Origin of the sequence: Tumebacillus permanentifrigoris (assembly GCF_003148565.1) — a bacterium.
GTDB classification, from domain to species: domain Bacteria; phylum Bacillota; class Bacilli; order Tumebacillales; family Tumebacillaceae; genus Tumebacillus; species Tumebacillus permanentifrigoris.
Genome location: NZ_QGGL01000008.1, coordinates 58035 through 71339, shown reverse-complemented (window position 1 = coordinate 71339; position 13305 = coordinate 58035). Strand labels below are relative to the sequence as shown.

Genomic DNA, 13305 nt, shown 5'->3' with positions numbered 1-13305 from the left:
CAGTTCACTCCTTGTCGACTACTTGGTCATATCTACCAATATAAGGGCTACGCTAGTTTTTGTCATCCGTTGCTTGGTGGTGTTCGTGGATCAGACGCATCTTCATGTCCCAAACTTCTTGGCTGAGATCGACCGGGTACAGTTCCGGGTTCAGCAAGCGCAGATATTCCGGCCAAAAGAGCTGTTTCTGCTCCTCATGGTAGTCGCGAATCTGCCCGAGGGTCGGGAGTTCATAGAGCAGTTCTCCGTTGACAAAAATCGGCTGGAGCAGATCCTGCGCCTCGTAATCGGTGACGAACTTGTGGATGTAGGTGTGTACCGGATCGAACAGTTTGATACGATCTCCGTTGCGGACGTCTGTCTCCGTCGTCAGCGCGATGTAATCGGCCTCTGCCTTGCCCGTTGCGCGGTTGATGATGCGGTAGACCGTTTTGAAGCCTGGGGTAGTGATCTTCTCCGGGTTGCCTGAGATCTTGATCGTCGGGATGTACGCGCCGCCTTGTTCCCGCGCCACGAGTTTGTAGACGCCACCCAGCGACGGTTGGTCGGAGGCGGTGATCAGTTGCGTGCCGACACCCCACGTGTCGATGCGCGCCCCTTCGGACTTGAGATGCAAGATCGTGTGTTCATCAAGATCGTTGCTCGCGACGATCTTCACATAGGGCAGGCCCGCTTCGTCGAGCATCTGGCGCGCTTGCTTGGAGAGATAGGCGAGGTCGCCAGAGTCGAGGCGGATGCCGCCCATGCGCTTGCCTTGGGACTCCATGTGCTTGGCAACCTTGATCGCGTTCGGAACGCCCGATTTCAGCGTGTCGTAGGTATCGACGAGCAGGGTGACGGTGTTCGGCAGCGCTTCGGCAAATCGCTCGAACGATTCCAGTTCGCTGTCATGGTCCTGCACCCAGGAGTGCGCATGCGTGCCTTTGGCGGGAATGTCGAACAGCATGCCGGCACGGACGTTGGAGGTGGCGTGGAATCCTGCGATGTACGCCGAACGCGCACCCCAGACCGCAGCGTCCGCTTCCTGTGCGCGACGGGTGCCGAATTCGAGCAGGATGTCATCCGGTGCCACTTGTTTGATCCGTGCGGCCTTGGTGGCGATCAAGGTCTGGTAGTTCATGAAGTTGAGCACGGCGGTCTCGATCAGTTGCGCTTCAAAAATCCGCGCTTCCACGCGAATCAACGGCTCGTTGGGGAACACGATCGTGCCTTCCTTCACACAGTACAGGTCGCCGGTGAAGCGAAACTCGCGCAGGGCATCGAGGAATTTCGGATCGTAGTTCTCCTCCTGCTCAGCGAGGTAGGCGAGCGTCTCTTCGGAAAAGCGGAGGCTGCTCAGGTAGTCGACGATACGTTGGAGACCGGCGAATACGGCAAAGCCGTTTTTGAACGGACGCTTGCGGAAAAACGCTTCAAATACCGCTCGGTTGTTCTCCGTGCCGTGGAACCAGTGCGCATACATCATGTTGATCTGGTATTTGTCGGTGTGCAGGGCAAGGTCGTGGACGTTCATCGGGAAGCCCCCTCGATCTGGGCACCAAGCGATCCGGCGAAATGGCCGAGTGCCCAGTCATGGCCTGCTGGGTTGAAGCTGGCGACGGCATCGGCGTGGACGACGATCTGGAACCCTTTGTTGTAGGCATCGACAGCCGTATGCAGGACGCAGATGTCGGTGCACACACCGACCAGATGAATTTCGGAGATGCCGCGCTCGCGCAGTCTGATCTCCAAGTCGGTTCCGGCAAACGAACTGTAGCGCGTCTTGTCCATCCAGACGACGCTCCCCTTGTTGGCTTGGTAGACTTCATCGAGTTTGCCGTACAGGTCGCGTCCGCTGGTGTGGCGGATGTTGTGCGGGGGGAACAGTTTGGTCTCGGGGTGGTACGGGTCGTTTTCATCGTGGACGTCAACCGCCATCACCACATAGTCTCCATTGGTGACAAACTCCTGTGTGAGCGCGGCGATGCGCTCCTCGATGTCGAGCCCTGGCTGCCCGACCGGCAGGCGGCCCACTACAAAATCATAGGTATAGTCAATCACGATCAATGCTTTCATTCCGGTTCCCTCCCTAATGGGTTTCTCATCTATTGGTAGATCGATACGATCGGTTCGTAGTCGGTGAAGCGATAGAGCTGCGCGTGGCGTTGCGAGTTGCGGTTGGTGGTCTTTTTGACACCTTGATCATCGCGGGCTTCCTCGATCAAGCCTTGGCGGGTCTTCGTCGCGGTGACTTTGCGTTTGAAGTTCGGATCTTCAAAGTCAGGGCAGACTGTCTGGATCACTTGATAGAGTTCGACGATCGTGAACTCCTCGGGGAGAAATTCACGGGCAATGGTGGTGGTGAGCATTTTGTGCTGGACACGTGCGCGTGCATCGCGGAGGATCTCGTGGTGGTCGAAGGCCAGATGAAGTGTGTTCAGCGCTTCGTCCACAGAGAACAATTTCACATCGGCGGCATCGTCAGCAGCGCGGCGGTTGGCGAGGATGGATTCCTGTACGAGAGCGAAGTAAGCATGCGAGATGATCCACCCGCGTGGGTCGCGGTTGGGGGTGCTGTAGACATTGAAGTATTCGAGATAGGGCGACTCGACGCTGGTCTCCTCTTGCAGTTCGCGGCGGGCCGATTCGTAGAGCGACTCGGTCGGCATCGAGAAGCCGCCGGGCAGCGCCCACTTGCCTTCATCGGGCCACGCTTTGCGCTGTATCAACAACACTTGTAGTTCTCGGCGGGGCAGGGATTTTTTGTGTATCTGGGCCTCCACCGTTGCGATGGTGAATATCACGATGTCACAGGGTGCTCCGTCAGGTGTCCGGTACTTTTTTGCTGTATAGTTTGCGGCGTTCTCTGGAGTTCCCATGCAAGCACCTCGGAGTCTTGATATTGTCATTTTGATGATATCATTATAACCATTTTGATATGAAATGTAAAATATATTTTTGTAACGTAAAAAGACGACCGCAAGGTCGCCTTTTTCTCGATGGGTATGATCTCTACTGCTACTGTTCGCCCAACAACCCCTGACAGGTCTCAAACACGCGATACCACATCTCGCGAGTCAGCACACCTGTGCGGGTGTTTTGTTGGCTCGGGTGGTAGGAGACGAGAAGTTTCGGATGCTCGGGGCCAAAGTCATAATGGGCACCGTGGGCAAAAGTCAAACCTTTGACGGGGATGCCTTGCTCCTTGAGCAGGGTGAGGTATTGTTTGAAGGCGAGCTGCCCGAGGGCGAGCACGACTTTTTTGCGGGACAGCAGTTGCAGTTCGTGGACGAGGTGCGGGCGACAGGTCTGGATCTCTTCGGCGCTCGGCTTGTTGTCTGGCGGGACACAGCGCACGATGTTGTTGATGTACGCCCCCGTCAACGTCAAACCGTCCGCAAGGTTCTCCGACGTCGGCTGGTTGGCAAACCCATAGCGGTGCAACGCGTCATACAACCACACCCCGGACTCGTCGCCTGTGAACACCCGTCCCGTTCGATTCGCTCCATGCGCACCCGGTGCCAAGCCGATGATGATCAGTTCCGCCTCGGGATCGCCGAAGCCGGGCACCGGTCTGCCCCAGTACTTGAAGTCGCGGTATTGTTTCTTGCGCTTCGCTGCGACATCCTCACACCACGCGATCAGCCGTGGGCAGGACGTACAAGCGGTGATGTCTGCACTCAACTTCTCTAGTGTCAACGCCGTATTCCTCCGTTATCAACAGATTCGTCTAGTATTTTATACATTCATTATACTAGAAACGAACTGTTGAAAGTTTGGAATTTCGCTTCCAACTCGTGCGGAGGAATCGGGCGGCAGAACAGATAGCCTTGCACTTCATCACACCCGGCCCGTTTCAACATCTCGACTTGTTCCTGCCGCTCCACCCCTTCGGCGATCACTTGCAATTGCAGGCTGTGTGCGAGCTGGATGACGGCGTTGACGATTTTTTCCCCATCGCGGTCTGGGATGTCATGGATGAACTCGCGGGCGATCTTCAGCTTGTCCACTGGGAAACTGCGCAGGTAGCTCAGCGAGGAGTACCCGGTGCCGAAGTCGTCGATCGAGAGCTGTACCCCGATCTCCTTCAACCGCTCCAACGTCTCGCGCGCCTCCTCGGGCGCTTGCATCACCATGCTCTCCGTCAATTCCAGTTCCAGAAACGCTGGCTCCACTCCCGTCTCCGCCAACGCGTGCAGGATGTCCTTCACGATGTCTTTTTGCTGGAATTGGCGGGTGGAGAGGTTCACGGCGATTTTTAACGCGTGGTGTCCGCGCTCATGCCACACCTTCAACTGCCGGCACGCCTCGCGCAACACCCAATCGCCCAGCGGAATGATCAACCCCGTCTCCTCTGCCAGCGGGATGAACTTCGCTGGAGACAGCATGCCCAACACGGGATGTTCCCACCGCACCAACGCTTCTGCTCCCACGATGTTCCCCGTCTGCAAGTCGACTTTCGGCTGGTAATGCAACAGGAATTCACCGCGCTCCAACGCCCCGCGCAAGTTCCGCTCCATCGTCCACTGCTCGGAGACGATGGCATTGAGCTCGTTGGCGTAGATCTGGTAGCGGTTGCCCCGCTCCTTGGCGCGGTACATCGCCGTATCGGCGTGCTGAATCAAACTATCTACATCATGACCGTGGAGCGGATACAGCGCCACCCCGATCGAGGTCGTCAGGAATAGCTCATGACCCTCGATGTGAAACGGATTTTGCAACGCCTGCAAAATCGCTTCCGCCACTTCAGTCACTTCGCTCTCCGCCCGCACACAGGGCAACAACACGACGAACTCATCGCCGCCCAAGCGTGCCACGGTATGCTCCTCCTGTACACACGTGCGCAATCGCGAGGCCACTTCGATCAAAAGCAGATCCCCAATCGAATGTCCCAGCGAGTCGTTGACGATTTTGAAACGGTCGAGGTCCAGAAACATCACGGCAAACTGCTCGTCTGACGCTCCGCAAACTTCGATCGTCTCCTGCAACCGCGCCTTGATCAACGCCCGATTCGGCAGTCCGGTCAACGCGTCATGGTAGGCTTGGTGCTTGATCAACGCTTCGTTTTTCTCAATTTCGCGGCGATGTCGCTCTACAATCCGCGCCACCGAGGACAGGAACGTCACCGTGTAAAACGAATACAACGTCAGCATAAAAACGGACACCAGCAACATCGTAGACACTCGCGCCACGGTGAGGTTGTGCTGCAACATGCTCACATTAAAATCAACGCCAAATACCGCTTCCTGCCGCCCATCTGGCCCATAGACCGGTACGAACGCCGAGATCGATTCGCCCCAAAAATCGGTGTTCGGCTCTGCTTGGAACACCTGCTTGCCCCGAAACGAGGCGTCTAGCTCTTGCACAACTTCCGAGTATATCGTGCCGATCGGCACGCGCGCTTCTCGCGCATTGTCGATTTTGCCATCGTGATTGTAATCGGTCTCCGGTGCGACGAGAAACACCTTTTTCCCATCTGGCGTCTGGCGCATCGTGTACATCGAGGAAATCTGCGGATTCAATACCATCCAGTTCTTCATCATCTCGATCAGTCTCAGATAGTGTGGGTCATTCGGTGAGGTCGAGAAGGAGAGCTGCCCATGTCCAAGTTCCTTTAACTCATAGGCCATCGTCGGCGCAATTCCCGCCAACATCTCTTGGGTATGCGCCCGTTCGCTGTTGCAAGCGCGAATCATCAGCAGATACCCCAGCACCACGGTCACCGCCGTAGCCGTGAACATCAGCCGTGGACCCATGCCCAATATCGAAAGTGGCAGCCCTCGTCGCCGCAAGTAGTTTTGCATCAAGAAGCGAATGCAGAGATAGGCGACAAACACCACTCCGACAAACAACGCGTAGACACCATTCGATTGTAAAAAGTAAAGAATCATCTCTGCCATCCCACCTCGAATTAAATCACACTAATCTCGTATATTCTTCCATTATAAACAGGGAAGGGAGGAAAAAGGAAGCAAGGAGACGAATTTTGACTGTAGAGTCTAATTTATTCAAGGGGGTTTCTTCCTATATGAAAGATAAAGTCGTAATCGTAACCGGTGGCAGTTCTGGCATGGGCAAAGCGATGGCCAAAAAATTCGCCGCAGAGGGCGCATTTGTCACCATCACAGGCCGCAATCTGGAGAACTTGGAAGCAGCGAAGCAAGAGATTGAGACCTTTGACGGGCAAGTGCTCTGCGTCCAGATGGACGTCCGCGACCCGGAACTCGTCCAACAGATGGTCGACAAAACCAAAGCGACATTTGGCAAGATCGACCACCTCGTCAACAACGCAGCTGGCAACTTCGTCGCTCCGGCAGAAAAACTGTCGCTCAACGCGTGGAACTCGGTTATCAACATCGTCCTGAACGGCACTTGGTACTGTACCCAAGCGGTCGGCAAGGAATGGATCGAGAATGGCCAAAAGGGTTCGATCATCAACATCCTCGCCACGTATGCGTGGACGGCAGGTGCAGGTGTGATCCACTCGGCAAGCGCCAAAGCTGGCGTAATGGCGATGACCCGCACGCTCGCGGTTGAATGGGGCACCCAGTATGGCATCCGCGTCAACGCGATTGCACCGGGTCCGATTGAGAACACGGGGGGCATGGACAAACTGGTCATGTCGGAGAAGCACTACAACGCGATGATGCGGAGCATCCCGCTGCGCCGTCTGGGTCGCCCGGATGAGATTGCCGACCTCGCGTACTTCCTGTTCTCCGACTCCGCCGCCTACATCAATGGCGACGTGATCACGATGGACGGCGGGCAGTGGCTGAACAACCAGATGTTCCTGTAGGCAGATTCACCACCTGTTCACCTCGTGCATACGGTAGTTGTAGCCCAACGAGTTGAACAGGAGGTGAGCAGCCAATTGAGCACCATTGGACTGCTTGAAGGCTGGGCGGAAGGTCGACCCGTGCGTTATGTGGCAGCAGGCCCTACCCCGCTGACCCTGTCCGGTATGTACGTCCTGATCCGAGGTTACGATCCCAAAGGCGGGCCGCTCTTGCTCGCCCGTCATAAACAGATCCTCGACTCTGTGCCGGGCATGCCCGGCAACAGTGCCCTGCGCGTCGTACACTTCGTGGAGGCCCCGACTGAACTGCCGCCCGATTCGATCAAGAGCGTGCAGGATGTGATGCGGCGCGGTCTCCGGTTGCGCACCCCAGGGATGATCGTGAATGCACCGGTCGTACCGCTCGACATCAAGAGCCCGGTATACCCCATCGTGCCTGCGTGGCATGAGGGACAGATGATTGGTTATCTCGACATCGGCCCGATGCCGATTCGCGCCGGCAACGTCTACCAAGCGATTCGCGGCATCGACAGAACGACTGGGAAAATCGTCCCCGTGCCGGGCGCGAAGTTGATCTTCGACATGCTCCCGAGCCATCCGATGTACAGCCCGATCTGGCGCTTGCACTATGTCCGGGTGCCGGAGGAGGTCGACGTTGACAAACTACGCAACGTTCCGCATATTCTCGAACACAAGTTGGCAGTACGGCCGACGACCACGTTCCTCAACCTGCCGATCCCCGATGTCGGGGTCTAACAAAAAGAAACCACGTTCCTGGTTACAGGAACGTGGTTTTTTTGATTACTGTTCGGTTTCGATCAATTCTGCGAGACGTACTACCGCTTGATCGGCGTCATTGCCTTCCGCGCGGATGATGATCTGCGCGCCATTGCTGATGGCCAACGACATGATGCCCATGATGCTTTTCGCGTTGACCGCCTTGCCTTCCTTCTCTACGAATACATCGCTTGCGTATTTGTTGGCCTCTTGGACAAACAAAGCTGCCGGACGCGCATGCAGTCCGGAACGCAAGCCTACCGTTACCTTCTTCTCTGCCACCGCTAAGGTCCCTCCTCAACGTCACTTACGGCTAGTATACCATAAGAGGAAAAATTTATGACGAAAAATGTTTAAACACTTTTGCCTTCCTTCACACGCTCCGCCATCTCATCGAGTTTTCGCAACCGATGGTTAACACCAGACTTGGAAACTTTGGCTGGCAGCATCTCCCCGAGTTCCTTCAGATTGATGTCAGGGAACTGCACGCGCAGCTCCGCGACCTCCCGAAGTTTCTGCGGCAAGTTCTCCAGACCGACCACCCGCTGCAAGAGCTTGATGTTCTCGATCTGGCGAACAGAGGCTTCAATCGTTTTGTTCAAGTTCGCCGTCTCACAGTTGACGAGGCGGTTGACTTGGTTGCGCATGCCCTTGACGATCCGCACATCCTCGAAGCGCAGCAAGGCTTGGTGCGCCCCGATGATGTTCAGAAACTCGATGATCTTCTCCACTTCCTTGAGGTAGACGACGAAGGTGTTTTTGCGATCGATCAGTTTGGCGTTCAGGTCGTAGCTGTTCACGTGGTCAAGCAACGCCTGGCTGTGGTCGAGATCGGTGGAGGAGATCTCCAAGTGATAGGAGGAGCCTTCCGGGTCGTTGACCGAACCGCCTGCCATGAACGCACCGCGCAGATAGGAACGCTTGCAACATGCTTTTTTGATCAAGGCCGGGTTGATGCCCACGACAAATGTCAGGTTGGCATTGGCGATGCAGAGCTCTTGGAGAATCTCTGGCGCGTTGTACGGAACGCGCATCATGTAGATGTTGTTTTTCTTGAGGCGCATTTTTTTACGAACGAGCAATTCCGCATGCACACCGAACAAGTCCTTCAGCAACGTGTACATCCTTCGTGCGATGGCGGCGTTTTCGGTGGTGACGTCTAGCGAGAAACGCTTGTTGGCGATGACGACCGCGCCGTTCATGCGGATCATCGCCGCCAACTCCGCCCGCTTGCAGCAGGGCTTGAGATCGAGCATGGTCAGTTCTTTTTTGGTGCGAGCGGCGAATGACAGGGTCGTTCACCTCCTGTTCCGTTCACGTATCTATTTGCGTAGTTTGTTCGGGTCGCGACCGATCAATGCAACGATCTGCTCCGAGATGCGGCGAGCATCGTGGCGCGCATAGATCGAGTAATGTAAAAAATTGCGTGCGATGACGTTCAGGCCCATGTTTTGCAAATTCCACAGATCGGCGACGACCGGAGCGGCTTGCTTCTCCCGGTATTGCTCGACGACATCGGGGGGAATCGGGGCGGAGTTGACGAGGATGTAGTCGAACAACTCGCGACCGACATGGTCGTAGATCGCCTTGACGTGCTCAGAGGCGGTGTAATGATCGGTCTCTCCGGCTTGCGTCATCACGTTGCAGACGTAAATTTTCTTGGCGCTGGCCTGCGCAATCGCCTCAGTCAAGCCCGTGACGAGCAAGTTCGGCATGATGCTCGTATACAGCGAGCCCGGTCCGACCACGATCGCATCCGCCTCGCGAATCGCTTCGAGCGACTCTGGCAAGGGATCGAGGTTGTTCGGATGGACTTCGACGCGCTCAATTTTCTTGCCGACCAGCGGGATCTGCGACTCGCCTTCGACAAATGAACCGTCTGCGAAAAAGGCGCGCAGGATGACCGCTTCCCGCACGGCCGGCAGGACGCGTCCGTTGACAGCGAGCACTTGTGAGGACTGCTTGATCGCCGTCTCGAAATCACCCGCAACATCGGTCATCGCGGCGATGAACAGGTTGCCGAAGCTATGCCCGGCGAGACCGTTGCCACCCTTGCCTTTGAAGCGGTACTGCCAGAGCTTCTCCATAAAGGGTTCCGTGTCGGAGAGCGCGACGAGGCAAGCGCGGATGTCACCCGGCGGCGGGATGTCGAAGTCGGAGCGCAAGCGCCCAGACGACCCTCCGTCATCGGCGACGGTGACAACCGCCGTGATGTCGATATCAAATTCCTTCAACCCGCGCAACAGCGTGGACAACCCCGTGCCACCGCCGACGACGACGACACGCGGCTTGCGCTTCTCCAGCAACATCTGGTTGCGCGTGATCTGTTCATCGCGCCACCACCCAAAAGCGAGGAGGCCGGAGCCAAGCAACAGGCAGACGAGACCGATGACCGACGATTGGCCGGGCACGCTTTGGATTCCGATGCCGGCCGCGATCAGACCTAGTCCAAACGAGCAGACGGTCCACGCGAGGAGCAACCAGTAGCGCACCATCGTCGGATCAACTCTTTTCCGAATCGCGGTGTACGACAGTCGTCCATTCGCGATCTTTGATGTGCTCATGCAGGTACTCCGCGAGGGCGACGGAACGATGCTTGCCACCGGTACAGCCGATGCCGATCACCAGTTGCGCCTTGCCTTCCTTGCGATACTGCGGCAGGAGGAAGTCGATCATATCGGTCAACTTGTTGGCAAAGGCATTGGTGATCGGCCACTTCATCACGTAGTCGTACACGTCTTGGTCCTTGCCCGTCATCGGGCGCAGGTGGTCGACGTAGTGCGGGTTCGGCAGGAAGCGCACATCGAAAATCATGTCCGCCTCAATCGGAACGCCGTGCTTGAAGCCAAACGACATGATGTCGACCTTCATCTGCTGGTGGTCGATCTGGGCAAAGCGGTCGAGAATCTGTTGGCGCAATGCGCTTGCTTTGAGGTTCGTGGTGTTGATGATCAGGTCGGCCTTGCCGCGAATCTCGTCCAGTATGCGCCGTTCCTCCGCGATGCCGTCGACCACGCGTCCGTCCTTCGCCAGCGGATGGCGGCGGCGCGTTTCCTTGTAGCGGCGGATGATCGTGGAGTCATCCGCTTCGAGGAACACCGTCTGGTAGTTGACATTGCTTTTCTGTTCCAACTCACGCAACGCATCGAACACCTGACTGAAAAAGTCCCCGCCGCGCGCGTCACAGACGAGCCCGACCTTGGTGACTTTGCCAGCCGATTGCACGATCAAGTCGCCAAATTTCGGAATCAAAGCAGGCGGCAGGTTGTCAACGCAGAAAAACCCGATGTCCTCAAGGGCTTGCATCATCACCGATTTGCCCGCGCCGGACAGACCTGTGATAATCACTAAATTGATCTCCGTTTGCATGGTGTTCACCCCGCATTCACTCTAAATCCATACCACCTAGTGTACCAGAACAATCCAAGGAAAGGAAGAAACGCCTCCTACAGAAAAAAGAGACGGACACGCAGGGTGTCCGTCTCTTTTACAGGCGAATTTCGGTTACTTGGTGGAGTCTTCCGGGTCGGATTCCTCGGAGTTGGATGCCTCTACGTCAGATTCCTCTGAGTTAGATTCCTCTACGTCGGATTGCTCTGAGCTGGGAGCCTCTACATCAGATTCATCTGAATGAGTTTCCCCTGAGTCGAAGTCCCCTGAGTCAGCGTCCTCCGAACCAGTCTCGTCCTGAATTTCCATGAGGTCCTCTGGCGTATCCTCCTCGCTCGCCGATGCAGCTTGTGCATTCACTTCGGCGCGCAGTTCTGCATACGCTTCTCCGAGATCGAAGTCCTCAGATTCCTCGACGGTCTCGACCGTTTCGATCAGGAGAATTTCCAAGTCAGCCAGCGCGACGGCGCTGGCGATCAACAATTCCTCTGGAACGTCCGAGTCTGTTGATTCATCCGTCTCCTCTACATTGTCGAGGCCAAATGAATTGTTGCCATAGAGCGCTTCTTCGACCTTGAAGCGACGTACCGATTGATCCAACTGATCGGCGAGACCGGAGAGGATGACAGCCGATGAGGAGATCTCTTGCATGCCAGCCAACTGCTGTTGAGTAGCGGCGGAGACTTCCTCGACACTTGCCGCTGCTTCCTCAGTGATCGACGCGACATCCTCGATGTTCTCCAGCACCTTCTGTGTCGAACCCCCGATCGTCTCGGTTGTCCGCGCCACAGTTTGCACTTGGATCACCATCTCCTCGATCGACGCGAGGATCACTTCGAAACTGCGGTTGCTCTCATTCATCGCCCGCACGCCATCACCGACGCGCTTGTTCGATCCTGCCAACGCAATCTTCATCTGATCCATGCCCTTTTGTGAAGCACCTACGATCTTGCGCACCTCACCGGCTGCCTTCGAAGACTGGTCAGCCAGCATCTTGACCTCCCCGGCGACCACTGCAAATCCGCGACCATGTTCCCCCGCCCGCGCCGCTTCAATCGCAGCGTTCAGCGCCAGCAGGTTGGTCTGTGAAGCGATTTCCGTGATCACGTTGACGATCTCGATGATCCGACCCAACTGGGTGTTCAGCCCTTCGAACGCTTCCACCGTCTCGGTGTTCGCATCGCGGATGCCATCGATCTGCTCAGAGGTGGACTCCAGCACTTCGCGTCCAATCAAGGCGACTTGCGAAGTTTCCTCTGCCATCATGACGATCATGTCCATCGTCGTGGTGATTTCAGTGACCGCATCGGACAGTTCGTGCATCAGGTTCGCGCTGTCTTGGGAACGCTCGACTTGGCGCGAAGTGCCCTCTGCGACTTCCTGAACGGTGATTGCGACCGATTGCCCGGCACGGTTCGATTCCTCTGCGGAGATCGCCATGCGCGAAGCGGCGGTTGCCACTTGGTACGAGGCTTCTCCGACTTGGCCGATGATCACGCGCAGGTTGGCGATAACCGCCGATGTCGAGCGTGCCAGTTGGCCCAGTTCGTCGTGTGCGCGAATGTTCGGATCGACCCGCAGGTCGCCCTCTGCCAACACTTCGTTAACTTCGACCAATCGAGCGATGCGTTTCAGGAAGTAGCGATTGGTCGCCAGTCCCAGCGCACCTGCCGCCAACGCGATCAACACGATTGCGACAGCCGTCATCACCCAGGAACTGATGTAGGTCGAATGCAGCACCGATTTGGAGTCTTCGATGACCAGCACGTTTTTCTTGTTGATGTCATCAAGCGTCGACGTCAGTTTTTTGTAACTCGCCGAGAGGTTGCCCTCCCAGAGTTGAAAAGCGACGACTTGGCTTTTCACCGCTTCTTCGACGACTTTGTTTTGTGCGTCGGAGTAGGCGAGCCAGTTTTTCTTGAGTTCAGCAACTTGCTTCTGGTCGGCATCGTCGGTTGCGAGTTTCTCATACTCTTCGAGATTGTTTTTCATCGTAAGGTTGAGTTTCTCCAAGTTGCCGAGCAAGACTTTGCGTCCATCGTTGGTATCAGTCCTGATGTAATTGACGATGAGGCGATCATACTGCGACACTTGTACCTTCATGTCTTCAGCCATTCGCATGGCTGTCAGATTCACGGTCAGAGCTTTCTCCATATCGCTGTTTAAACGGGACAGTTGAAAGATTGACGTCGCCCCAACCAAGAGAATTCCACAAAACGTAACAAAGATAATCAGTCCGAGCTTCTGGCTGAGACGCATCTTAAATCGGTTATCAATCGCCTCATACGTGCGGTCCAAAACCGACAAGATGCCCGTTTTCTTCAGGGCAGCACGGAAGTACTTCTTCGTAGTCATAGACAGAC

General features: G+C 56.1%; 12 protein-coding genes. 2 read left to right on the top strand and 10 right to left on the bottom strand.

From position 1 onward, the window contains the following. Nucleotides 1-52 precede the first annotated feature (52 nt). The 5 genes from C7459_RS10440 to C7459_RS10420 form a co-directional block, all read right to left on the bottom strand. A complete protein-coding gene (locus C7459_RS10440; RefSeq protein WP_109688981.1) occupies nt 53-1513 on the bottom strand; it encodes a nicotinate phosphoribosyltransferase in 1461 nt (486 codons plus the stop codon). Beyond that, entirely contained in the window at nt 1510-2055 is a 546-nt protein-coding gene (locus C7459_RS10435; protein ID WP_109688979.1) for a cysteine hydrolase family protein, read from the bottom strand. The genes C7459_RS10440 and C7459_RS10435 overlap by 4 nt, the downstream gene beginning before the upstream one ends. Nucleotides 2056-2084: 29 nt before the next feature. Further along, nucleotides 2085-2858 carry an NUDIX domain-containing protein gene (locus tag C7459_RS10430; protein WP_109688977.1) on the bottom strand — a complete coding sequence of 258 codons (774 nt, stop codon included), beginning with the start codon at nt 2856-2858 and terminating at the stop codon, nt 2085-2087. 139 nt (nt 2859-2997) lie between these two features. Continuing rightward, the gene (locus C7459_RS10425; RefSeq protein WP_109688975.1) at nt 2998-3678 is read right to left on the bottom strand and encodes a uracil-DNA glycosylase; all 681 of its coding nucleotides are present in this window, start codon (nt 3676-3678) and stop codon (nt 2998-3000) included. Nucleotides 3679-3728: 50 nt separating this feature from the next. Continuing rightward, on the bottom strand, nt 3729-5870 hold the full coding sequence (locus C7459_RS10420) for a bifunctional diguanylate cyclase/phosphodiesterase (RefSeq protein ID WP_170119406.1): 2142 nt from the start codon (nt 5868-5870) through the stop codon (nt 3729-3731). 137 nt (nt 5871-6007) lie between these two features. On the opposite strand from C7459_RS10420, the gene fadH reads away from it, so the two are divergent. Together fadH and C7459_RS10410 are read left to right on the top strand one after the other, a co-directional pair. Then, the gene (gene fadH, locus C7459_RS10415; protein ID WP_109688971.1) at nt 6008-6775 is read left to right on the top strand and encodes a 2,4-dienoyl-CoA reductase; all 768 of its coding nucleotides are present in this window, start codon (nt 6008-6010) and stop codon (nt 6773-6775) included. A 75-nt stretch (nt 6776-6850) separates the two neighbouring features. Next, on the top strand, nt 6851-7531 hold the full coding sequence (locus tag C7459_RS10410; RefSeq protein WP_109688969.1) for a hypothetical protein: 681 nt from the start codon (nt 6851-6853) through the stop codon (nt 7529-7531). Nucleotides 7532-7576: 45 nt separating this feature from the next. Here C7459_RS10410 and C7459_RS10405 read toward each other — a convergent pair whose 3' ends face one another. The 5 genes from C7459_RS10405 to C7459_RS10385 form a co-directional block, all read right to left on the bottom strand. Continuing rightward, nucleotides 7577-7834 (bottom strand): HPr family phosphocarrier protein, encoded by a 258-nt coding sequence (locus tag C7459_RS10405; RefSeq protein WP_109688968.1) that lies wholly within the window; start codon nt 7832-7834, stop codon nt 7577-7579. 71 nt (nt 7835-7905) lie between these two features. Then, on the bottom strand, nt 7906-8844 hold the full coding sequence (gene whiA / locus C7459_RS10400; RefSeq protein WP_109688966.1) for a DNA-binding protein WhiA: 939 nt from the start codon (nt 8842-8844) through the stop codon (nt 7906-7908). 30 nt (nt 8845-8874) lie between these two features. Next, the gene (locus tag C7459_RS10395; protein ID WP_245884502.1) at nt 8875-9861 is read right to left on the bottom strand and encodes a gluconeogenesis factor YvcK family protein; all 987 of its coding nucleotides are present in this window, start codon (nt 9859-9861) and stop codon (nt 8875-8877) included. Nucleotides 9862-10054: 193 nt separating this feature from the next. Further along, nucleotides 10055-10921: an RNase adapter RapZ gene (gene rapZ / locus C7459_RS10390; RefSeq protein ID WP_109688962.1), complete on the bottom strand. Its 867-nt coding sequence runs from the start codon at nt 10919-10921 to the stop codon at nt 10055-10057. 135 nt (nt 10922-11056) lie between these two features. Further along, a complete protein-coding gene (locus tag C7459_RS10385; RefSeq protein WP_109688960.1) occupies nt 11057-13297 on the bottom strand; it encodes a methyl-accepting chemotaxis protein in 2241 nt (746 codons plus the stop codon). Nucleotides 13298-13305 lie beyond the last annotated feature (8 nt).